This is a genomic window from Streptomyces sp. TM32 (assembly GCF_004122755.1).
GTDB classification, from domain to species: Bacteria; Actinomycetota; Actinomycetes; order Streptomycetales; family Streptomycetaceae; genus Streptomyces; species Streptomyces sioyaensis.
In genome coordinates, this window is the sequence record NZ_SDIG01000044.1 from 18,023 (window position 1) to 39,664 (window position 21,642).

The window sequence follows — 21,642 nt, forward strand, 5'->3', positions numbered from 1 at the left end:
TTCACCCTCCGGGCAGGGACGTATCGGTGCCGTACGGCCGGATGTTGTGCCGGTCCGGCGGCGGTGCGGCAGAGCCATGATGGCCTGAGAGTGAACACTGGGTCAGGTATCCCAGGCCAAACCTTGACCGCGTGTTGACCCTTCGGCTTCCGAAGCGGCCGCCGGTCATGCCAGCAGGGCCCGGCCGTACCAGTCCGCTTCGTCACGGACGCCGGGCAGCGCGAAGAAGTATCCGCCGCCGAAGGGCTTGATGTAGTCCGTCAGCGGCTCGCCGGCCAGCCTGCGTTGCACGGTCTCGAACTGGCGGGCAAGGTCTTGCTGGTAGCAGCAGAACAGCAGGCCCATGTCCAGGTTGCCGTTGCTGTCCGTTCCGTTGTCGTAGTTGTAGGCACGGCGCAGGAGGCGCTGGTCGCCGGTGGCCGCGGTCCGTGGATTGGCCAGCCGGATATGGCTGTCCAGGGGGATCACATCGCCTTTGGGGTCGCCGGGATAGTGCGGCGTGTCCTGTTCGGCGTCGCCGTCGAGGGGTGCCCCGGTCTCCCGGGCCCGGCCGAACATCCGCTCCTGCTCGGTCAGCGACACCCGGTCCCAGAACTCCACCAGCATGCGGATCAGACGCACCACTTGGTAGCTGCCGCCGACCGCCCAGTCCGGCTCGCCCGCTCCCCGCCGTACCCACACCAGACGGTCCATCTCGCGGGCGGAGCGGGCGTCCGGGTTGGCCGTACCGTCCTTGAACCCGAAGAGGTTGCGGGGCGTCCCGGACGGCCGGGGCGGGCTGGTGAAGCCGTCCAGCCGCCAGCGCACCTGCATGCCACCGCGGGTGTGCCGGGCGAGGTCGCGCAGGGCGTGCAGGACGGTGTCCGTATCGTCCGCGCACAGCTGGATGCTCAGGTCACCGTGGCACCACTCGGCCCGGAGGTCGTCGTCGGGGAAGGTGGGCATCGTGGTCAGGCGACGCGGCGCGCGGCCGTGCAGCCCGAACCGTTCGTCGAAGAGGGCCGCGCCCACGCCGACCGTCACCGACAGCGCACCGGCGGGGACCTCCGGCCCCAGGAGGCCCGAGTCGGCGGGCGGGCCGGTGATGCCGACGGGTGCCGGCACTCCGCCGCCGGTCAGGAAGCGGGCCCGGGCCGTGACGGTGCGCAGCAGATCAGCCAGTTCGCGGCGGCCCCCGGCGGTCACGTCGAACGCGGTGAACGCGGTGACCCGGCGGGGCGGCGCGAGCACCGAGGCCTGACGGGCGCCGTGGAACGGAACCGGGAGCGCGGCTTCCGCCAGCAGCCCCGGGCCCGGCACCGGCACCGTCGCGCCGGCCGCCGGCAGGCCGTCGCCGGGCGCGGCACCGCCGGTCGCGAGACCGGCCCCGGCCAGTGCCGCACCCCGCAGGAATCCCCGTCGCCCGACACCGTTCATGCCCGTCACACCGTTCTCCGCGCATCGCACAGCGTCGCCACCGACGCCAGTCGTTCCACCAGATCTCCGAGCGCCGCATCGACGCGTTCCCGCCGGGCCCGGTCCAGATGGGCCGGCGAGGTCCACCGGCCGCCGTGCCGGAAGCCGTCGAGCAGCCGCTGGGTGCGGTCCAGTTCGGCCTCCAGCTGCCGCAGACCGGGGTAGCGGGTGACCAGGAGGGGGCGCAGCCTGCTGAGGACGGCGCGGGTCCCGTCGAGGTTGGCGCGTGCGGTGGCGAGGTTGCTGCCGCTGCCGTAGTCGGTCCGCCCGGTCAGCTCGAACTCAAGGGTGTTCTCCAGGATCTCGTGCGCCCGCAGGCCGAGGTCCGCCGGATCCATCCGCGCCTGCGCCCAGTCGTCCCGGAGCGTGCGCACGGACGCGACGAGCGCGGCGGCCGGTGCGCGCAGGGTGGCGGCCGACTGCCCGTGCCACAGCCCGTATTCGATGCGGTGGAAGCCGGTGAACGCGGGGTCCCGGTCGCCCTTCGGCAGACCGGCGCCGGTGCCGTTGATCTGCTGGTCCGCGTCGCCGAAGGTGCCGTAGGCCGCGCCCAGCCGTTCATAGGCGAGGTGGGCGGGCAGCCAGGCGTTCCGGGCGCCCACGAGGTCCCCGCGGGCGACGGCGTCCCGGAGCGTCGCGGTTTGGCCGACGAGGTCGTCCAGCCCACGCCCGACCCACCTCTGGTAGTCCAGTGCCGGGGGAATCAGGTCGTGTTGGGTGAGCGGAGCCGCCGCCGGCCCCGCAGGGCCGCCGCCGTCGATCCGGACCGTGGGCCCGGTGACCGCGTCGGCGTCGTCCGGCAGGCACATGAACGCGTAGGTCCCCTGGCCCAGCCGGACCCGCAGCCGGCGGGTGGTTCCGGGGCCCAGCCCCTCCACCTCGCCGTACACCGCCCCGTTCCGCGGGGACGTGAGCAAGACCTCGGCGGCGGTGTCGGAGGTGTTGTGCAGCTCGAAGACCTGCGTCCCCGGGCGGGGGTGTGCCCAGCCCCGGCCGCAACCGCTCGGCGAGACCTCGACGGTGGTGTGCGGCAGCCCGTCCGCCGCGGCCCGGCCGTCCCCCGACGCGTCCCCCGGGCCGTCGGCCGGAACCAGCGTCACCAGCAGGCCACCGACGAGGAGCGCACCGCCGATGCCCCGCACATGGGCGGACCGCAGCCATGGGGGGCCGGATCGTGGCACTCCCAGCCTCCCGGAGGTCGTTCACAGCACGCGCTCGCGTACCTGGTGCAGGCAGGACAGGGCCACGGTCCCGGCGCGTCTCCTGCCGTGCCCGACGGCAACGCTGCACATGCTAAGCAGCGCACGCCGCCCGAACACCCATTCCCCCGAAGAGATACCAGAACTTCCCCCGTGGTTCACCGGACGGTCGCCGGTCACCGTCCGGCCCGTCGGACGTCGCGGGCCCACCCGCACGGGTCAAGAGCCGGCAAGGTAGCTGCGTCAAGTGCGGTACGCAGGACGGTCGTTGGCCGGCGGCGGGCCGGACGGAGCGGCCGGTGGCCGCTCGGCCGGGGCGCACGGCTTCCGCAACCTGAGCCGCCGGCCGTGCGGGCGCAGCCCGAAGGTTCGTCGGCCATTCTCCGGCGGATTCGCGTCCGACGGCGTCGCGCGCTCCGCCGGCGCGCGGTACGTCACGGTGCGTGGCCATCGGAGGCCGCATATCGGGACCGGACGGCTCCGGAATATCAGGAAGGGCGCCTCCGGACAGCTCCGGATGACCCCGGCCGGGCACACCGTGCGAGACCACCCGATTGGCCCAATGGTCCGGGTGCCCGGCCGGGGCCGGGAGCCGCCGGGAATGGCGGGACACGGTGCACTCACCGGCACGATTTCCGACCGGGCGGAAAGGCCATTCGGGTCCTCCCTGTGTTTACGATCCCTGGGAGGAAATGGGCGCTTTTTGTGCCCGCGGCCCCGTTGCTGCCGCGCATGTGCGCCTTGCTGTCGTCGCAGGCGGTGAATCCGCTCGCCCCCTTCTCACTCAGGGAGCTCGCTATGGAATCCGGCGCCAACGTCTGGAACTGCCCGTTCGACTATGCCGAGGGCCTTGAATTCGACCCCACGCTCAAGCGCCTGCTGACCGAGGAACCGGTCGCCCGCATCCGGCTGCCGTACGGGGAGGGCGAGGCGTGGCTCGTCACCCGGTACGAGGACGTCCGCACGGTGACCACCGACCGGCGCTTCAGCCGCAGTGCCATCATCGGGCGCGACTTCCCCCGTATGACGCCCGAGCCGATCGTCCAGGACGAGGCGATCAACGTGATGGACCCGCCCGCCAGCAGCCGCCTGCGGAGCCTGGTCTCCAAGGCCTTCGCGCCGCGTCAGGTGGAGCGCATGCGGGTCCGCACCCGGCATGTCGTGGACGAGCTGCTGGACCGGATGGCCAAGCACGGCTCACCCGCGGACCTGATGGAGAGCCTGGCCTCCCCGCTGCCGCTGACCACGATCTGCGAGGTGCTCGACATCCCCGAGCGCGACCGCGGCCAGTTGCGCGCGCACGCCCGGACGATGATGAACGTGAGCCTCGACAACCGGGACAAGGCCGTGCGGGCCAAGGCCGAGATGCGCGGCTACTTCGAGACGCTGACCGCGAAGCGTCGTCAGCACCCGGGAGACGACCTGATCAGCGCGCTGGCCACCGCGCGCGACGGCGACGAGATCCTGGGCGACCAGGAACTCACCGTCATGGCCATGGTCCTGCTCATCACCGGCCAGGACACCACCACCTACGAGATCGGCAACCTCGCGTACACGCTGCTGACCCGGCCCCGGGAACTGGCCATGCTGCGCTCCCGCCCCGAGATGCTGCCGCGGGCGATGGAAGAAATGCTGCGGTTCATTCCGTTCCGCAAGGGCGTCGGCATCCCCCGGGTCGCCACCGAGGACGTGGAGCTGAGCGGGGTGACGATCCGCGCCGGGGACATCGTGCACGTCTCCTATCTGACGGCCAACCGGGACCCCCGGAAGTTCGACCGGCCCGACGAGCTGGATCTGGAACGGGAGGGCAAGCCGTCCCACATGACCTTCGGCTGGGGCGGGCACCACTGCCTGGGCGCCCCGCTCGCCTTCACGGAGCTCGAAGTCGCTCTCGGATCCCTGCTGGAGCGCTTCCCCGAGCTGCGGCTCGCCAAGCCGCCCGAAGACGTGCGCTGGAACACGACCTCGATCTGGCGCTATCCGCTGGAGTTGCCGGTCGCCTGGTAAGGGTGGCCGTCGCGGCGGAATGCGGATCTCACCCGGCTGGCGTACGGTTACTAGTCGGAAAGATGATCCATCTGCACGGGGAGAGGTCATTCTTCGACTGGCCCGCCAATTCTCTCAAGAGTCAGCAACCCCGGGCCTCCGGGCCCGCCAACGGTTCCCTTGCCCGTTTGACCAGGCACCGTCCCGCGGCGGGTTCCACCGGCCGAAATCGACTCGAATTGCGAGGGGAATTGCACAAAGGCGGTCCCTGGTCTGCAAGGAGTGCATCCCATGGCGGTTCTGTGCAAACCTGCAATTGCGGTCCCTGAATACGTCATCACCCAAGAGGACACCCTCGAACTCGCACGACGGCTGCACAAGGACCACTCGCAGCTGAAACTGGTACTGCGGCTGATCGAGCACACCGGCGTCCTCAAACGGCATTTGATCCAGCCGATCGACAAGGTGCTCAAGCACCCGGGCCTCGATGCCCGCAACGCGGTGTACGAGGAGGAATCCAAGGCCCGTGTCCCCGCGGTGGTGCGCACGGCACTCGACCAGGCCCAACTGGAGCCGCAGCAGATCGACCTGATCGTCTATGTGTCCTGCACCGGCTTCATGATGCCGGCGCTGAGCGCGTGGCTCATCAACACCCTGGGCTTCCGGCCGGAGACCCGGCAGATACCGATAGCCCAGCTCGGCTGCGCCGCGGGCGGCGCCGCCATCAACCGGGCGCATGACTTCTGCAGGGCATACCCCGACGCCAACGTGCTGATCGTGGCGTGCGAGTTCTGCTCGCTGTGCTACCAGCCCACGGACCTGGGGGTGGGCTCGCTGCTGTCGAACGGCTTGTTCGGGGACGCGGTCGCCGCCGCCGTGGTGCGGGGTAACGGTGGCATCGGCGTCAACCTGGAGCGCAACAGCTCGTACCTGATCCCCAACACCGAGGACTGGATCTCCTACGCGGTGCGCTCCACGGGCTTCCACTTCCAGTTGGACAAGCGGGTGCCCGGCACCATGAAGCCGCTCGCCCCCGCCCTGCGCACCGTGGCGGAGCAGCACGAATGGAACGCGGGCGACCTGGACTTCTACATCGTCCATGCGGGCGGCCCGCGCATTCTGGACGACCTGTGCCAGTTCCTGGAGGTACCGCCGGAGGCCTTCCGCTTCAGCCGCGCGACGCTCACCGAGTACGGCAACATCGCCAGCGCGGTGATCCTCGACGCCCTGGGCCGGATGTTCGACGAGGCATCGGCGCTCGACGGACAGCGCGGTCTGCTGGCGGGCTTCGGGCCCGGCATCACCGCCGAGATCGCCCTGGGCACGTGGACCTCGGCCCCGGTGACCGCCAGGTGAGCGCGCGCCCGGTGCGCCCGGTGGTGGCCCGCCGGGCGCACCGGGCGCACCGCTCCCGCCCGACGCCGGGCGCCCGGGGAGCGGATGCGGGGCCCGTGGCCGCCGGCGCGGGGCCCCGGAGGCGAGCGGGAGGCCATGGCCGTGGCGGACGGGAGCACGACAGCAATTGGCACATACGTCTCTTTTGCGTTGAATGGGAATATCTTTACAGATATGTCGGCACGCTTTATGCAGAAGAAGAAGGCGGCTTGCCTCCATCACAGCAGGTGAGAGGGCCTGCGGGGCGATTCCGGGCCGGCCGGGCCGCGGTCTGTCCGAGCCACCCGGGCACCGGGGCAGGCAGCGGACGGAGCAGCTGCCCGCCACGACGGCGGAGCTCGCGCATCGCCCCCCTTCTGCTGCCCCCTGATCACGGGCCGCTCCGGGAGTGGGCCGCAACGCGAGGAGAAGAAGACCATGGCACGTGCAGTGGGTATTGACCTCGGTACGACGAACTCGGTGGTCAGTGTGCTGGAGGGCGGCGAGCCCACGGTGATCACCAACGCCGAGGGCGCCCGTACCACCCCGTCGGTCGTCGGCTTCGCCAAGGGCGGGGATGTGCTGGTGGGCGAGGTCGCCAAGCGACAGGCCGTGACCAACGTGGACCGCACCGCGCGCTCGGTCAAGCGCCACATGGGCGAGGCGGAGTGGCGCTTCCCGGACAGCGGCGACATCGACGGCAAGCGCTACACCGCCCAGGAGATCTCCGCGCGGGTCCTGCAGAAGCTCAAGCGCGACGCCGAGGAGTACCTGGGCGAGGACGTGACCGATGCCGTCGTGACCGTTCCGGCGTACTTCAATGACGCCCAGCGCACCGCCACCAAGGAGGCCGGGGAGATCGCGGGCCTGAAGGTGCTGCGGATCGTCAACGAGCCGACCGCCGCCGCCCTGGCCTACGGCCTCGACAAGGAGAACGACCAGACCATCCTGGTCTTCGACCTCGGTGGCGGCACCTTCGACGTCTCGCTGCTGGAGATCGGCGACGGCGTCGTCGAGGTGAAGGCCACCAACGGCGACACCCACCTGGGCGGCGACGACTGGGACCAGCGGATCGTCGATCACCTGACCAAGCAGTTCAAGAACGCGTACGGCATCGACCTGTCGCAGGACAAGATGGCCACCCAGCGGCTGCGGGAGGCCGCCGAGAAGGCGAAGATCGAGCTGTCGGCGGCGACCGAGACCACCATCAATCTGCCGTATCTGAGCGCCTCGGCCGACGGGCCGCTGCACATGGACGAGAAGCTCACCCGCTCCCAGTTCGAGCAGCTGACCTCCGACCTGCTGGAGCGCTGCAAGACGCCGTTCCACAATGCGGTGCGGGACGCCGGGATCAAGGTCGCCGACGTCAATCACGTGATCCTGGTCGGCGGCTCGACCCGGATGCCCGCGGTGACCGAGCTGGTCAAGGAGCTGACCGGCAAGGACCCGCACAAGGGCGTCAACCCGGACGAGGTCGTCGCCGTCGGTGCGGCGCTCCAGGCCGGTGTCCTCAAGGGCGAGGTCAAGGACGTCCTCCTGCTGGACGTCACCCCGCTGTCCCTCGGCATCGAGACCAAGGGCGGCATCATGACCAAGCTCCTGGAACGCAACACCACGATCCCGACCAAGCGCTCCGAGATCTTCACGACGGCCGAGGACAACCAGCCGTCCGTGCAGATCCAGGTCTACCAGGGCGAGCGCGAGATCGCGGCGTACAACAAGAAGCTCGGGATGTTCCAGCTGACCGGTCTGCCGCCGGCCCCCCGCGGGGTCCCGCAGATCGAGGTCTCCTTCGACATCGACGCCAACGGCATCATGCACGTCACCGCCAAGGACCTGGGCACCGGCAAGGAGCAGAAGATGACCGTCACCGGCGGCTCCTCGCTGCCGAAGGACGACATCGACCGGATGGTCCGCGACGCCGAGCACCACGCCGAGGAGGACCGCCGCAAGCGGGAGACCGCGGAGACCCGCAACCAGGGCGAGCAGCTCGTGTACCAGACCGAGAAGTTCCTCAAGGACAACGAGGACAAGGTGCCCGGTGAGATCAAGACCGAGGTCGAGACCGCGGTCGGCGAGCTGAAGGAGAAGCTCAAGAACGAGTCCACCGACGGCGACAACACCGCCGAGATCCGCACCGCCACCGAGAAGCTCGCGGCCGTCTCCCAGCGGCTGGGTCAGGCCATGTACGCCGATGCGCAGGCGCAGCAGTCCCAGGGCGCCGGGCCGACCGCCGAGGGCTCCGGCGAGGGCGGCTCGGGAGCGGCCGGCGGCGAGCAGGACGATGTCGTCGACGCGGAGATCGTGGACGACGACAAGCAGGAGGGAAGCGCACGATGAACCGCCCGCCCCACGTCCGTGGCCTCCCGCACCCTCCGCTGGCGCTCGTCGGACACGGGCCGGAGGAAAGCCCCGGGCCGGTCCCGCCCCGTACCACCGACGGGGAGGAGCCGGCCGAGCGGGAAACCGGCAGCCCGTCCGGCGACGTCCGGGGTGCCGAGCGGCCGGTTGCGCCGGAGGCGACGCTCCGCGCCGAACTCCGGGAGCGGACGGCCGATCTGCAGCGGCTGAAGGCCGAGTTCGACAACTACCGCAAGCGGGTCCACCGGGATCGTCTGGCGGTCGGCGAGATCGCCGTCGCCAATGTGCTGAGCCGGTTGCTTCCGGTGCTCGACTCGCTGGCCGAGGCCACCGAGCGCGGCGAGGTGACCGGCGGTTTCCAGCGCATCGCCGAGGCGCTGCACGCCGAACTGGCGGCGCTGGGACTCCAGCCGGTCGGCACGGTGGATGCCCCTTTCGACCCGCAGATCCACGAGGCCATCACCTACACCCCCGACGAGCGGCTCGACAGTGCCCTGTGCACCGAGGTCCTCCGCCAGGGCTACCGGGTCGGCGGGCACCTGCTGCGCCCCGCACAGGTGGCCGTCGCCGGGGAGCCACCTGCCGGATAGCCATGCCCGCCGGGTGCAACCGCCCGTCACCGCACGGGCATTGCAACTGACGGACCGTCACCTTACCCTTCCGGCACACCCCACCGCACCGGGGCGCTCGTTCGGTCTCACCCCTACGACGCGTACGCGGTGCAGCGGGGCGGCACGCCGCGAGCCGCGTGCCGGGAGGACAGCCATGTCCGACGACAGCGCTCGAAGGAACTCCCTCACCCGCCGCACGCTCCTGGGCGGAGCCGCCGCGGGGTTCGCCGCGGCGGCGGGGTTACGCCCCGCGTACCGCATCCCCGCGGGCAGCGCCGCGGCCACCAGCACCCCTCCGCCGGACTTTCCGGCCGGCATTCCGCTCGCCCAGCAGGCCTTCCGGAACTGGTCGCTGGAGATCGTCGTCGAGAACGTCTGGACCGCGTCGGCCCGCACGCCCGACGACGTCGTCACCCTCGCGAACTGGGCCCATCAGCACGGATACCGACTTCGCGCCCGCGGCAAGGGCCACACCTGGTCACCGCTGGTGATCCCCGCCGGAGCCGACACCGACCGTACGGTGCTCGTCGACACCACCTCCCACCTCACGGCGGTCGGTGTGCGCCCCGGCAGCCCTGGCAGCCCCGGCAGCGTCACCGCGCAGGCGGGGGCCACCCTCGACGCCATCCTGGCCCGCCTGGAGGAGTCGGGGCTCGGCCTGGCCACGACCACCGCTCCGGGCGACCTCACCATCGGCGGGGTGCTCGCCATCGGCGGGCACGGCACCGGTGTGCCCACCGCCACCGAGAACCCGCCCGCGGGCTCCGGCTTCGGCACGCTGAGTTCCCAGGTCAGCTCGCTCACCGCCGTGGTGTGGAGCGCACCCGAAGGCCGCTATGTCCTCAAGACCTTCACCCGCAGCGACCCCGATATCCGTGCCTTCCTCGTGCACCTGGGACGCGCCTTCGTCACCGAGGTGACGATGACCGCCGCCGCCAATACCCGGATCCGCTGCCAGAATTGGTACGACGTGAACGTGGCCACCGTCTTCGGACCGCCCGGCACCGGCGGGCGCACCCTGGCCTCCTACGTGGACCGCACCGGGCGGATCGAGGCGATCTGGTTCCCGTTCACCGATGTGCCGTGGCTGAAGGTGTGGAGCGTGGCACCGTCCAAACCGCTGTTCGCCAAACAACTCGACGCTCCCTACGCCTACACCTTCGCCAACCGCGTCACCGAGGACATGTCGAAGCTGCTCGGGGAGATCGCCGCGGGCGGGGGCGACAAGACACCCGCGTTCACCAAGCTCGCGATGTCCATCGTCGGGTCCGGGCTGATCGTCACCGGCACCTGGGACGTCTGGGGCTGGTCGAAGAACAGCCTGCTGTACGTCGAGCCCACGACGCTGCGGATCGTCGAAGCGGGCTGGGCGGTGCTGACGTCCCGGGCGAATGTGCAGCGGGTGGTGCATGAGTTCTACGCCCGATACCAGAGCGTGCTCACCGCGCACCAGGGCCGCGGCTCGTACCCCGTCAACGGCCCGATCGAGCTGCGGATCACCGCTACGGACCCGGCCGACGGTCCGCTCCTGTCCCCGGCGCGGGCCCACCCGGACCATCCCGAGTGGGACACCGTGGTGTGGCTCGACTTCGCCACCTATCCCGGTACGCCCGGCGCCGGTCCCTTCTTCCGTGAACTGGAGCAGTGGATCTGGCAGAACTACACCGGTTCCTATGCGACGGTGCGGCCCGAGTGGTCCAAGGGCTGGGCCTATACGGACGGCGGGCCGTGGACCGACCCCGCCGTACTGGGCGGCACCGTTCCGGCCGCCTTCGGCGACTGGCACACGGCCCGGGAGAAACTCAACTCCTACGACCCGGGGCGGGTGTTCTCCAACGCCTTCCTGGACACCCTGCTGCCCTGACCGACAGGGCCTAGGCAGGGCGGAGGGTGAGCCCGCCCCAGGGCCCGGCGGCGGTGCACGGGGCGAAGCCGGAGCCGATCGAGTCCAGGAGGGTGCGCAGCCAGCGGGAGTCGTCCGCGGAGACGGGCCGCAGCCGCATCTGCCGGGACTGCAGTGGGACGATCCGCAGCTCGTGCAGCCGGCCGGTGTCCGGGTCCACCGAGACGAGGTAGAGCAGCCGCAGGTCGTCCCGGTAATGCTCGTAGCCGGTGATGCCCTCGTAGTCGTCGATGAGGTCGCCGCACCCATGGATCACCAGCTTGCCGCGGTACGCCTCCAGGGCCCGGGGGTGGTGCGAGGAGTGTCCGTGGACGACGTCCACCCCGCCGTCAAGGAGGACGTGTGCGAAGGCGGCCTGGTCGCGGGGCACGTGATAGCCCCAGTTGGTACCCCAGTGCACGGAGGCCACCGCGATGTCGCCCGGCTGCTTCAGCTGCCGTATCCGGTCGGCGATGCCGGATGCGGCGGCCCGTGAGGGCCCGGCCACGAAGGCGACCCCGGACCGGTCCCCGGTTGCGGCCCAGGTGCCGGGGATGCCGCTGGACGGCATCCCGAACGAGAAGACCAGCACCCGGCGGCCGCCCCCGACGGGGACGATCGCCGGGCGGCTCGCGGCGGCGTCGTCCGCGCCGGCACCGGCCGTCCGCAGCCCCGCCTCCGCCAGCGTGGCGAGGGTCTCCGCCAGGCCGCGGCGGCCGAAGTCGAGGACGTGGTTGTTGGCCAGGACGCAGACGTCCGGGCGGGCGGCGGCCAGGCACGGCAGGTTCGCCGGGTTCATCCGGTAGTGGATCGCCTTGTCGGGTGCGAAGTCGGAGTACCGGGTGACGCTGGTTTCCAGATTGAGCACCCGGGCGGCGGGCGCCGCCTCGTCGAGCACCGGCAGCGCCTCGCCCCACGGCCAGGAGAAGGCGGTCGGACGGGGCACGGGACCGTTCGCCGCCTCCGCCAGCGCGACGTAGTCACGGGCGTCCCGGGAGTAGCCCTCGCGCAGCGCCGGGTCTCCGGGATACGGCAGGATCTGGTCGACGCCACGGCCGAGCATGACGTCACCGCAGAGGAACAGCGTGAGCAAGTCACCGCCCATTCCCCCAGGTTAGGCCGGGACGGCCGGGGTTTCTCGGCGGGCGGACCCCCGGCTTCCCCGGCTCCGGGCCCAGGTGCCGTGCGGCCGGGCGGTCAGACGGGGAGCCCGGCGCCCTGGTGGGCCGGCTGTCCGGTGAAGTAGTGCACGTACTCGTGACGCAGCCGGAAGCCGGCGGTCCAGGCGAGGAGCCGGCTGGGGCGGTGGTCGCGGGAACAGGTCCAGCTGGGGGTGTGGCCGCGGGCGGCGATGTCCCGGCACAGGGCGGTCACACAGGCCAGGGCCAGGCCCCGGCGGCGGTGCGCGGGGTCGGTGAAGCAGGCGACGTCCTCGTACGCGGTGCCGTGGACGTAGGTGCAGGCGACGGCGAGCATCCGGCCCCGGTAGCGGGCCGCCCAGCCGAGTCCGGAGGCGGCGAGCCCGGCGGGGCCGCCCCAGCTGGCGTGGAGCCACGCCGCGTCCGCGGTGAGGACGGTCAGCGCCGGCGCGTCCTCGGGTGCCAGTCTGCGCACCGTCACGCCGTGCGGCGGGCGCGGCACCGCCGCCGGCACCCGGTGCACGAAGAGCATCCGCTCCCACGGCACGATCTGCCGGAAGGTGTTGCCCAGCGCCGGCAGGAAACAGCCGGCCGCCCGTACGTAGTGCGCGTCGAAGACCGCGAGGGCATCGGGGGCCAGCGCGCTCGGATCGCCGCGGAGCAGCACATGACCGGCGCAGGCCACGGCCACGGTGCGGGGCTCGACCGCGCGGTCGGCCCACCAGCGGCCGGTTCCGGTGGCCCGCACATGCTCGGCCAGCGCGGCCGTCCCCGGGGCATCGGCGGCGAACCAGCGGGTGAGAGCCGGGAGTCGGTCCGGGGCGAGTTCGATCACAGGGGGTTCCTCGGATGTCGCGGGCGGTCCGGACGGAGCCTGCGCACCGCGCGGTGAGCTGCCGGACGACCTCACCGGCGCCACGGGACGGTGGCACCGGCCACGAGGACAGTCCGGCCACCAGGACAGTACGGAAGCATTGGGATATTTCAGGCGCGATCCTGCCGCGGCGGGAGGTGGATACACCGAACGGACCCCGGCGCCCCGGAGCCCGCGCGGCTCCCTCCCCTCCCGGCACCCCGTACCCCGCCTTCCCCCCTGCGCTGTGTGTCGCCGACCGGATCCGTACGGTGACCAGCACAGATACGGCCTGGACTCCGCGCGGCGGTGTGACACAGTGGGAGGTGACTCGACCGCGTGTCGGTGTGTGCAAGAGAGGGCCATGTCATGTCCCTGGATTCGGACCGTCTCGACGCGGTCACCGCGCACCCCGGGCCCCCGTCTCTGCGGAGCGAGGAGTACGAGGACCTCTTCGATCAGGCGCCGGTGATCTTCGCTGCGCTGAGCGGCCCGCACCATCTGCTGGAGGCCGCCAATCCGGCGTTCTTCGAGGCGATCGGAGGCGACCGCAGCCGCATCGGGGTGCCGCTCGGTGAGCTGATCCCGGAGCTGGCCGCGCAGGGCGTCCTCGACCGGCTCGACACCGTGTACCGGACCGGCACCGCGTACCGGGCCCGCGCCGGACGGCTGGTGCTGGGTGCGCCAGGGGCACAGCGGGAGGGGTTCTTCGACTTCACCTACGAGCCGCGCCGGGACGCGGTCGGCCGGGTCGACGGGGTGATCGTGATCGCGGTGGAGACCACCACGTACCACCACGCCCAGCTTCTCGCGGCCGAGCAGCGCGTCCTGCTGGAGCGGATCGCGCGGGACGCCCCACTGAGCGAGATCCTGACCGGTATGGCGCTGGCGATCGAGGAGTTGTCGCCGAACATGATCGTCTCGGTGCTGCTCGCCGATGCCGACGGCCGGCATCTGCGGCACGGCACCGGACCGAGCCTGCCCTCCTTCTACAACGCGGCGGTCGACGGCATCGAGATCGGTGAGCGCGTGGGGTCGTGCGGTACCGCCGCCTTTCTGCGGAGGCCGGTGATCGTCGCCGACATCGCCACCGACCCGCTGTGGGAGGACTACCGCGAGCTGGCCGAGCAGGCCGGGGTCGCGGCGTGCTGGTCCACCCCGATCATGGGTGCGTCCGGCCGGCTGCTGGGCACCTTCGCGATGTACCACCGCACCCCCAAGGCCCCCAACGACAAGGACGTGACCCTCAGCTCGGCGTTCGCCCGTATCGCGGCCCTGGCCATCGAGCGCCACCAGGCCAAGGAGGCGGGCCGCGCCGCCCAGGACCGGGAGAAGGAGGCCCGGGAGGACCTGGCCTTCGTGCTGGACGCCAGCACCGCCATCACCCGCGAGCCGCACTTCACCGACTGCCTGCAGGGCCTGGCCCGGCTGACCGTGCCGACCCTGGCGCCGCTGTGCACCGTCCATGTGCTGGAGGACGGCCGGACCCGGCGGATCGCCGTCGCCGCCACCACCCGCTCCGACGAGGATCTCCTCGCCTTCCCCGCCGTACGCGACCGGGTCGACGAGACGGTGGCGCACGTCCTGGCCACCGGCCGCACGGAGACGGACCACTCCGGCGCCGCCCGCGGCGCCCGCTCCGGGATCCCCGGAACCACCGGTTACGTCTGCGTACCGCTGGCCACCCGCGGCCGCACCTTCGGCGTGCTGACCCTGCTGGCCACCGGCCGGCCGCTGGACGGCCACATCGTCGCCCTCGCCGAGGAGCTGGCCAGCCGGGCCGCCGTCAGCGCCGACAACGCCCGCCAGTTCTCCGACCGCGTCCAGCTCGCCCGTGAGCTGCAGGCCGGCCTGCTCCCTCCGGAGCTGCCCAGGATTCCCGGCGCCGAGCTGGCGGCGTCCTACCACCCGGCCGGCGAAGGGCTCGACGTCGGCGGCGACTTCTACGACGTCTTCCCGCTCCCCGGTGACCGCTGGGCGGTGATGATCGGCGACGTGTGCGGCCGCGGCGCGTCCGCCGCCACCACCACCGGCATGGTCCGCCACACCGCACGCGCCGCCGCGCGTCTGCTGCGCGACCCGGCGGCCGTGGTCCGCGCCATCGACGACGCGCTGGCCGGCAGTTCGGTCAGCGCGGACCACTTCGTCTCGCTCGTCTACGGAGAGCTGCTGCCCGGCACCTCCCCGCTCACCCTGGAGCTGCTGCGCGCCGGCCATGTCCCCCCGCTCGTCCGCCGCACCGACGGCACCGTCGAGCAACTCGCCCAGTCGGGCCTGCTCCTGGGGGTCGGCCCGGAATTCGACGGCTCCCCGTGCCGGGTCGAACTGTCTCCGGGCGACAGCCTGGTCCTGGTCACCGACGGCATCACCGAGGCGCGCTCGTCCGCCGGCGAGTTCTTCGACGAGGACCGGCTGACCGAGGCCCTGCTGAGGGCCGACTCCTCCTGTGCCGCCGGCCTCATCGCAGCGGTCAATGCCGCGGTGACCGCCTTCGCGGGGCCCTCCACCCCCGATGACCAGGCCGCTCTGATTCTCACCGCCGTCTGAGCCCCACCCCGGTGGCGATCGCGCCGACGGACCGCCCCTGCCGCTCCCCTGCCGAGTCGGACGGATCGTGCCTATTTTGGCCTCATGGACCAAGCGCCCCACGACGCCGTTGACCACCCCGACCCACTGCGCCGGCTCACCCTCGACGAGCTGCGACTGCGCACGAGCATGAAGTGGCGCACCTACCCGGACGACGTGCTGCCCCTGTGGGTGGCGGAAATGGATGTGCCGCTCGCCGCCCCCGTCGTGCAGGCGGTCACGGAGGCGGTGACCCGCGGCGACACCGGCTACCCGGCGGGGACCTCCTACGCCCGCGCCCTGGCCGACTTCGCCCGGGCGCGCTGGGGCTGGGCCGGGCTCGCCGTGGAGCGTACGGCGATCGTGCCCGATGTGATGCTGGGCGTCGTCGAGATGCTCAAGCTGGTCACCGGCCCGGGAGACCCGGTGGTGGTCAACTGCCCCGTCTATCCGCCGTTCTACCAGTTCGTGACGCACATGGACCGGCGCGTGGTGGAGGCGCCGCTGGGCGAGGACCTGCGGATCGACTTCGCCGTACTGGAGGAGGCCTTCCGGCACGCCGCCGCGGGCGGAGGTCGCGCCGCGTATCTGCTGTGCAGTCCGCACAATCCCACGGGCACGGTGCACAGCTCCGAGGAACTGGCGGCGGTGGCGGCGCTGGCGGACCGGTACGGCGTACGGGTCGTCGCCGACGAGATCCATGCGCCGGTGGTGGCCCTCGACGCCACCTTCGTGCCCTATCTGAGCGTGCCGGGGGCGGAGGGCGGCCTCTCGCTGATGTCGGCGTCCAAGGCGTGGAACCTGGCCGGTCTCAAGGCCGCACTCGCCGTTGCCGGCCCCGCCGCTGCCGACGACCTGGCCCGCCTTCCGGAAGAGGTCAGCCACGGCCCCAGCCACGTCGGCATCCTGGCCCACACCGCCGCGCTGCGGGACGGCGGCGACTGGCTCGACGCGCTGCGCGGCGGGCTCGACGACAACCGGCGGCTGCTCGCCGGCCTGCTGGCCGAACGGCTGCCCGGGATCCGCTACCGGCCGGCCGCGGGGACGTTCCTCGCCTGGCTCGACTGCCGCCCGCTCGACCTCGGCGACGACCCTGCCGCGGTCTTCCTCGACCGCGGCAGGGTGGCCCTCAGCTCCGGTCCGCTCTTCGGCACCGGCGGCGCCGGCCATCTGCGGCTCAACCTGGCGACCTCTCCCGAACTGCTCACCGAGGCCGTCCGGCGGATGGCCGTGGCGGTCGGCTGACACCGCGGCGGGCCCGGCGTGAGGCGGTCACCTGACGCCGCGACGGGCCGGCTGCGGATTCCGTCCTCGTCCGGCGGGGCGTCCGACGGCACGCCCAAACGGCGCGTCCGGCGCTCGCCACGCGTCACCGTCAAATAATGGCCAGTGGTCGCTCGCCACTCGCTCGCCACTCACCATGCAGGGCACCTTCCTGTCCGTGCTCCCACCGTGCAGCACGGAATTCCCCTCCCCCGCCGCACCACTTGACAGTCCCACCCATTGGGACAGAATCTCGTTCAGTGGGTTAGTTGAACGCCGTAATTGCCATAAGTGCGGCACAAGTCCCAGTGACAGGGCCGGAATTGGCTGGCTAGGGTCACCGGCGAGTCGGATGCACAGCAGGAACCGGGAAGGGCCGAAGGCGACAATGAGCAAGGCAGTGACGCCGGAGTCCGGCCGGGCATCCGGCGGCGGGGGTGCGGGCGAGCGGGCGGCGGGCGCGCTGGACAGGGGGCTGGCGATCCTGACCCATGTGGCGCGCCACCGCGGCATCTCCACCGCGGACATCGCCCAGGCCCTGGGGCTGACCCGCAGTACGGCGTACCGGCTGGTCGACCGGTTGCAGGAACAGGGCTGGCTGACGCAGGCCCCGGCCACCTCCCGGTGGCAGTTGGGACCGGCGGCGGTACGGCTGGCGTCCGCGGCGGTGGCCTCGACCACGCTGCGGGATGCGGCCGCGCCCGCCCTGCGCAAGCTCGGTGAACTCACCCAGGAAACCGTCAGCCTCGGGGTGCCCAACGGCCTGACCATGGTGTTCGTCCATCGTGAGCGCGGTACCCGGCCGGCCACGGTGACCGCGGAGCTGGGCGCGGCCCGCCCGCTGCACTCCACCTCGCTGGGCCGCGCCTATCTGGCGGCGCTGCCACAGCAGAAGTTGGAGGACACCCTGATCGAGCTGGTCCGTGACCCGCTGTCACCGGTGACCGCGGCCACGGTCTCGGATCTGCATGCCGAGATCGAGCGCACCCGGGCGCGCGGCTGGTCCCAGGACCTGCGGGACTTCGACGAGTCGAGCTGCTGCTGCGGCGCCGCCGTCCATGACCACACCGGGATGCCGGTCGCCTGCATCAGCGTGGCCGGGGTGGCCGAGCGGATGGGGCCGCTGATTCCGGCGTACGGGCCGCTGGTGGCCGAGGTGTGCCGGGAACTCTCCTACGATCTCGGCTATCTGCCGGCCGCTTCCTGATATCCCGGGCTGTCGGCCCCGGCCCCGGTGCCGTCGCGCACACCGCCCCGCACCGGGTTGACCAGGCACCCGATCCCCTCCACCTCCGACTCCAGCACATCGCCCGGCCGCAGAGCGCGCGGCGGCCGCATGAAGTCGCCGCAGCCGGCCGGGGTTCCGGTCAGCACCACGTCGCCCGCCCGCAGGGTGAAGAACCGGCTGAGGTAGGCGATCAGCGCGGGGATGCGGAAGACCATGTCGGCCGTCGTACCGTCCTGCACCGTCTCGCCGTTGACCCGGGTGCGGATCCGCAGCCGGTGCGGGTCGGGGATCTCGTCGGCGGTGACGACCACGGGCCCCAAGGGGCAGAAGGTGTCCAGGCCCTTGCCCCGCATCCACTGCCCGTCGCGTTCCTGCAGGTCACGGGCGGAGATGTCGTTGGCGACGGTGTAGCCGAAGACGTACCGCAGCGCGTCCGCCTCGGGTACCCGGCGGGCCTCGCTGCCGATGACGACGGCCAACTCGGTCTCCCAGTCGACGCGTTGGGTCAGGCCCGGGTCGAAGACGATCGCCTCGCCGCTGCCGATGACGCTGGAGGAGAGCTTGGGGAAGAGGATGGGCTCGGTGGGCCGCTCCCAGCCCATTTCGGTGAGGCGTTCCGGGTAGTTCGGGCCGACGCCGTACAGCGCGCCCGGCCGGTAGGGCAGGGCCGGCACCGGGTCGGTACCGATGGGCAGTTCGCTCCAGGACCAGGGCAGGGTGCCGCCGGCGATGACCTCCGCCAGGGTGACGGAGGGCGGCGCCAGCCGCCAGGGGTGCTGCGGCGCGAGCCGGCCGACGAGCCTGCGGCGCCCCTGATGGGTGAGGGTGGCCAGATGCATGGGTGAGCTCCAGGGCGATGCGGCGCCCCCCGCGGGCACGGCAGGGCGGTCTGCTCAAGGGGAGGGAGTACCGGACAAACGACTCCCCGGATCAGGGGCTTCCGTCGTCGGGGGCGGGCGCCGCCCGGTCCGTCATGCCGGCCCCTGCCGTGTGACCTTCCTTGCCATGTGCCGCTCCTTCAACACCGCATCGGGTCCCACTGGTTGGGACGTGTGGGCAATCGGTGGGAGGTGGTGTGCCGACGGTAAGCGAGACCGTGCGCCGACCGCAATGGCCGATGCGCTTTCGTCGGCAGCAGGTCGTAGGGGGCGAGCGGGCGCGCCGCCCGGGTGGGGCCGGCCAGGGGCGCGCTCCCGGCCCGCCGGGCGCCTCGGTCGCCGCCACCGGCCCGCGCCCGCCGGGTCGTTACCGCCCACCGGCTTGTTGCCGCCCCCCGGCCCGACAACCGTTTTGGACTGCGGGACGTTTCTCCATACGATCCGTCGATGATCACAAGAAAACGGCTGGCGGCCGGGGTGTGCGGCCTGCTCGCCGCGATGACCGTCGCGCTTCTCCCCACACCCGCCCTCGCCGCCGGTGAACCGGATGCGGACTCTTCTCCCAAGGTCGAGTTGACCCTCGACGTCAGCGGCTCGATGCGGGCCCGCGACATCGACGGGCAGAGCCGGATGGCCGCCGCCAAGCAGGCCTTCAACGAGGTGCTGGACGCGGTGCCGGACGACGTCCGGCTGGGCATCCGTACCCTCGGCGCCAACTACCGCGGCGAGGACCGGAAGGTCGGCTGCAAGGACACCCGTCAGCTCTACCCGGTCGGGCCGCTCGACCGGACCGAGGCGAAGACCGCGGTGGCGACGCTCACCCCCACCGGCTGGACGCCCATCGGGCCCGCCCTGCTGGGCGCGGCCGACGACCTCAAGGGCGGCGACGCGAGCCGCCGGATCGTCCTCATCACGGACGGCGAGGACACCTGTGCCCCGCTCGACCCCTGCCAGGTGGCGCGGGACATCGCCGCCAAGGGGATCCATCTCACCGTCGACACCCTCGGGCTGCTGCCGGACGCCAAGACCCGCAACCAGCTGAGCTGTATCGCCGAGGCGACCGGCGGTACCTACACCTCGGTGGAACACACCAAGCAACTCCGGGACCGTGTACACCAGTTGGTGGACCGGGCCGCCCATCCGGTGGTCACTCCCGAGGCGACCGAGGGGGCGGCGGACTGCACCGGCGCTCCCAAGCTCAAGCCCGGTCTCTACAGCGACCGCGAGAAGTTCGCCGAGCACCGCTGGTACCGGGTCGACGTCCGGCCCGGCCAGGAACTGCGTGCGTCGGTCAGCGTCGCCGCCGACCGCGCCGTCAACAACGACTACGGGGTCCTGCTGCGGGCCTCGACCGTGCACGGCCGGGAGATCGTCCGCGGCTCGGAGGCGGGCAACGGCCGTACGGATGTGATCTCCTCCGGGCTGCGCTATCCGAAGGCACCCAGCGATGGCGCGGACGAGGACACGCCCGCGGCGGAGACCGTCTGTCTCCAGGTCAGCAACTCCTTCTCGGCACCCGCCTCGGTCAAGACCGACCCCGGCCTGCCGGTCGAGCTGACCGTCGACCTGGTGGACGGCCCCTCCGACGCCTCCGACGCCGCCTTCTTCGGGCTCGGCCACGGCTGGTGGCTGCTGATCACCCTGGCCCTGTCCGGGCTGGTGGCCGGTCTGCTGTGGGGCTGGATCTCCCGTTGGCGCGTCACCGTCTGGAGGACCAACTGATGCGTACCGTACGCACGCTGATGACCGCCGCGCTGGCGAGCGCCGGCCTTTTCGGCATGGCGGGCACCGCCCTCGCCGACACCCCCTCCCCCTCGCCGAGCGGCAGTGCAGGGGCGGAGGCGGCCGCGCCGACCGAGGCCGGCACCTCCTTCCGTACGGCGACCGCCATCAGGCCGGACCAGACGGCCACGGCCAGCGCCTCCACCGGTGACTACCTCTACTGGGTGCTGCCCGTGGACGCCGGGCAGCGCGCCACCGTCAAGGCCAAGGTGACCCTGCCGCAGGCCGCCCGGCACGGCGCGGCCACCTGGCAGCTCGATGTCTACGACGGGCTGCGCCGACGCCAGGCCTGCACCTACGGCGCCCAGACCAGGACGGCCGCGAAGGACACCGGCTCGGTCGAGCTGTCCTGCACGCTGCGCACGGTCCGCGCCTGGGCGGAACCGTGGGCCAACGACCCGCTGCCGGGCAGCTATTACATACGGCTGACGGTGGTCGATCTGCCGAAGGACGACCTCGGTCTGCCGGTACACGCCGAGGTCGACGCCACCACGGCCGACACCGGCGGCGCCCGGGCGGTGGACGGCACGCTCGCCGCGCCCCTGGTGCCCGGCGCCTCCACCGCCACGCCGCAGGACGAGGAGAGCCCGGCCGCACGGCCCGCGGCCATGAGCGAGCCGGACGGCGGCTGGTCGTCCGGCTGGTGGTCCGACCGCTGGATCTGGACGGCGGCGGGCGGACTGCTCGCGGCCCTCGCCGGTATCTACGGGTACCAGCTGACCCGGGGCTCCGGCCGCCCGTCACGGATCCCACCGGGCGCCTGACCGAACGGGGCGGCCATGGCACGGTCATGGCCGCCCGACGGCCAGGGTCATGGCCGGACCAGGGGTCAGGAGCAGGGGCCAGGCGTCAGCAGTCGCAGCAGCTGCAGCAGTCACAGCAGTCGCAGTTGCAGTCGCAGCAGTCGCAGTCCTGGCAGCACCCCTCGCGCTTCTTCCGCGACCACGGGCCCTCGTACTCCTCCGCACAGCAGAGCTTGCAGGTGCAGCACAGTCCGATGGCGACCGCGCAGCCGGCGAAGAAGCCCCGGGGCTTCTTCGCCGGCTGCGCGGTCGCCATCGGACTG

15 protein-coding genes and 1 pseudogene are annotated in these 21,642 nt (G+C 72.0%); 10 read left to right on the forward strand and 6 right to left on the reverse strand.

Annotation, left to right across the window (positions count from 1 at the left end):
• Positions 1 to 165 precede the first annotated feature (165 nt).
• Both efeB and EST92_RS13260 read right to left on the reverse strand, forming a co-directional pair.
• Positions 166 to 1,416 (reverse strand): iron uptake transporter deferrochelatase/peroxidase subunit, encoded by a 1,251-nt coding sequence (gene efeB / locus EST92_RS13255; protein ID WP_129281133.1) that lies wholly within the window; start codon positions 1,414 to 1,416, stop codon positions 166 to 168.
• Between the two features lie 5 nt (positions 1,417 to 1,421).
• A complete protein-coding gene (locus EST92_RS13260; protein ID WP_174244008.1) occupies positions 1,422 to 2,636 on the reverse strand; it encodes an EfeM/EfeO family lipoprotein in 1,215 nt (404 codons plus the stop codon).
• Between the two features lie 816 nt (positions 2,637 to 3,452).
• Between EST92_RS13260 and EST92_RS13265 the strand changes: the two genes are divergently transcribed.
• From EST92_RS13265 to EST92_RS13285, 5 genes are all read left to right on the forward strand, one after another.
• Entirely contained in the window at positions 3,453 to 4,661 is a 1,209-nt protein-coding gene (locus EST92_RS13265) for a cytochrome P450 (RefSeq protein ID WP_129281134.1), read from the forward strand.
• A 270-nt stretch (positions 4,662 to 4,931) separates the two neighbouring features.
• Positions 4,932 to 5,996, forward strand: a complete 1,065-nt coding sequence (locus EST92_RS13270) for a type III polyketide synthase (protein WP_129281135.1) — start codon at positions 4,932 to 4,934, stop codon at positions 5,994 to 5,996.
• 456 nt (positions 5,997 to 6,452) lie between these two features.
• Positions 6,453 to 8,354 (forward strand): molecular chaperone DnaK, encoded by a 1,902-nt coding sequence (gene dnaK / locus EST92_RS13275; RefSeq protein WP_129281136.1) that lies wholly within the window; start codon positions 6,453 to 6,455, stop codon positions 8,352 to 8,354.
• Positions 8,351 to 8,965: a nucleotide exchange factor GrpE gene (gene grpE, locus EST92_RS13280; protein WP_129281137.1), complete on the forward strand. Its 615-nt coding sequence runs from the start codon at positions 8,351 to 8,353 to the stop codon at positions 8,963 to 8,965. Before dnaK ends, grpE begins: the two co-directional genes overlap by 4 nt.
• Positions 8,966 to 9,140: 175 nt before the next feature.
• Positions 9,141 to 10,850 (forward strand): cholesterol oxidase substrate-binding domain-containing protein, encoded by a 1,710-nt coding sequence (locus EST92_RS13285; protein ID WP_129281138.1) that lies wholly within the window; start codon positions 9,141 to 9,143, stop codon positions 10,848 to 10,850.
• 10 nt (positions 10,851 to 10,860) lie between these two features.
• Here the strand turns inward: EST92_RS13285 and EST92_RS13290 are convergent, their stop codons facing one another.
• Complete coding sequence (locus EST92_RS13290) at positions 10,861 to 11,973, reverse strand: CapA family protein (RefSeq protein WP_129281139.1); 1,113 nt, start codon at positions 11,971 to 11,973, stop codon at positions 10,861 to 10,863.
• A 92-nt stretch (positions 11,974 to 12,065) separates the two neighbouring features.
• Positions 12,066 to 12,842 carry a GNAT family N-acetyltransferase gene (locus EST92_RS13295; protein WP_129281140.1) on the reverse strand — a complete coding sequence of 259 codons (777 nt, stop codon included), beginning with the start codon at positions 12,840 to 12,842 and terminating at the stop codon, positions 12,066 to 12,068.
• Between the two features lie 387 nt (positions 12,843 to 13,229).
• Between EST92_RS13295 and EST92_RS13300 the strand changes: the two genes are divergently transcribed.
• From EST92_RS13300 to EST92_RS13310, 3 genes are all read left to right on the forward strand, one after another.
• On the forward strand, positions 13,230 to 15,407 hold the full coding sequence (locus EST92_RS13300) for a SpoIIE family protein phosphatase (protein ID WP_129281141.1): 2,178 nt from the start codon (positions 13,230 to 13,232) through the stop codon (positions 15,405 to 15,407).
• 84 nt (positions 15,408 to 15,491) lie between these two features.
• The gene (locus EST92_RS13305) at positions 15,492 to 16,670 is read left to right on the forward strand and encodes an aminotransferase class I/II-fold pyridoxal phosphate-dependent enzyme (RefSeq protein WP_129281142.1); all 1,179 of its coding nucleotides are present in this window, start codon (positions 15,492 to 15,494) and stop codon (positions 16,668 to 16,670) included.
• A gap of 406 nt (positions 16,671 to 17,076) precedes the next feature.
• Complete coding sequence (locus tag EST92_RS13310; RefSeq protein WP_129281143.1) at positions 17,077 to 17,895, forward strand: IclR family transcriptional regulator; 819 nt, start codon at positions 17,077 to 17,079, stop codon at positions 17,893 to 17,895.
• On the opposite strand, the gene EST92_RS13315 is transcribed toward EST92_RS13310, so the two are convergent.
• Positions 17,874 to 18,755, reverse strand: coding sequence for a fumarylacetoacetate hydrolase family protein (locus tag EST92_RS13315; protein WP_129281144.1), 882 nt, complete (start codon positions 18,753 to 18,755; stop codon positions 17,874 to 17,876). The two genes, EST92_RS13310 and EST92_RS13315, sit on opposite strands and share 22 nt — an antisense overlap.
• A gap of 486 nt (positions 18,756 to 19,241) precedes the next feature.
• On the opposite strand from EST92_RS13315, the gene EST92_RS13320 reads away from it, so the two are divergent.
• Together EST92_RS13320 and EST92_RS13325 are read left to right on the forward strand one after the other, a co-directional pair.
• Positions 19,242 to 20,516 carry a VWA domain-containing protein gene (locus EST92_RS13320; RefSeq protein ID WP_129281145.1) on the forward strand — a complete coding sequence of 425 codons (1,275 nt, stop codon included), beginning with the start codon at positions 19,242 to 19,244 and terminating at the stop codon, positions 20,514 to 20,516.
• Positions 20,516 to 21,340, forward strand: coding sequence for a hypothetical protein (locus tag EST92_RS13325; protein ID WP_129281146.1), 825 nt, complete (start codon positions 20,516 to 20,518; stop codon positions 21,338 to 21,340). Before EST92_RS13320 ends, EST92_RS13325 begins: the two co-directional genes overlap by 1 nt.
• An 85-nt stretch (positions 21,341 to 21,425) precedes the next feature.
• On the opposite strand, the pseudogene EST92_RS31335 reads toward EST92_RS13325, so the two are convergent.
• Positions 21,426 to 21,642, reverse strand: a pseudogene (locus EST92_RS31335) (hypothetical protein); the annotation flags it as partial.

Coding starts and splice junctions, on each gene's coding strand:
- efeB (WP_129281133.1), bottom strand. CDS start 1,416: ATGAACGGTGTCGGGCGACGGGGATTCCTGCGGGGTGCGGCACTGGCC.
- EST92_RS13265 (WP_129281134.1), top strand. CDS start 3,453: ATGGAATCCGGCGCCAACGTCTGGAACTGCCCGTTCGACTATGCCGAG.
- EST92_RS13270 (WP_129281135.1), top strand. CDS start 4,932: ATGGCGGTTCTGTGCAAACCTGCAATTGCGGTCCCTGAATACGTCATC.
- dnaK (WP_129281136.1), top strand. CDS start 6,453: ATGGCACGTGCAGTGGGTATTGACCTCGGTACGACGAACTCGGTGGTC.
- grpE (WP_129281137.1), top strand. CDS start 8,351: ATGAACCGCCCGCCCCACGTCCGTGGCCTCCCGCACCCTCCGCTGGCG.
- EST92_RS13285 (WP_129281138.1), top strand. CDS start 9,141: ATGTCCGACGACAGCGCTCGAAGGAACTCCCTCACCCGCCGCACGCTC.
- EST92_RS13290 (WP_129281139.1), bottom strand. CDS start 11,973: ATGGGCGGTGACTTGCTCACGCTGTTCCTCTGCGGTGACGTCATGCTC.
- EST92_RS13300 (WP_129281141.1), top strand. CDS start 13,230: ATGTCCCTGGATTCGGACCGTCTCGACGCGGTCACCGCGCACCCCGGG.
- EST92_RS13305 (WP_129281142.1), top strand. CDS start 15,492: ATGGACCAAGCGCCCCACGACGCCGTTGACCACCCCGACCCACTGCGC.
- EST92_RS13310 (WP_129281143.1), top strand. CDS start 17,077: ATGAGCAAGGCAGTGACGCCGGAGTCCGGCCGGGCATCCGGCGGCGGG.
- EST92_RS13315 (WP_129281144.1), bottom strand. CDS start 18,755: ATGCATCTGGCCACCCTCACCCATCAGGGGCGCCGCAGGCTCGTCGGC.
- EST92_RS13320 (WP_129281145.1), top strand. CDS start 19,242: ATGATCACAAGAAAACGGCTGGCGGCCGGGGTGTGCGGCCTGCTCGCC.
- EST92_RS13325 (WP_129281146.1), top strand. CDS start 20,516: ATGCGTACCGTACGCACGCTGATGACCGCCGCGCTGGCGAGCGCCGGC.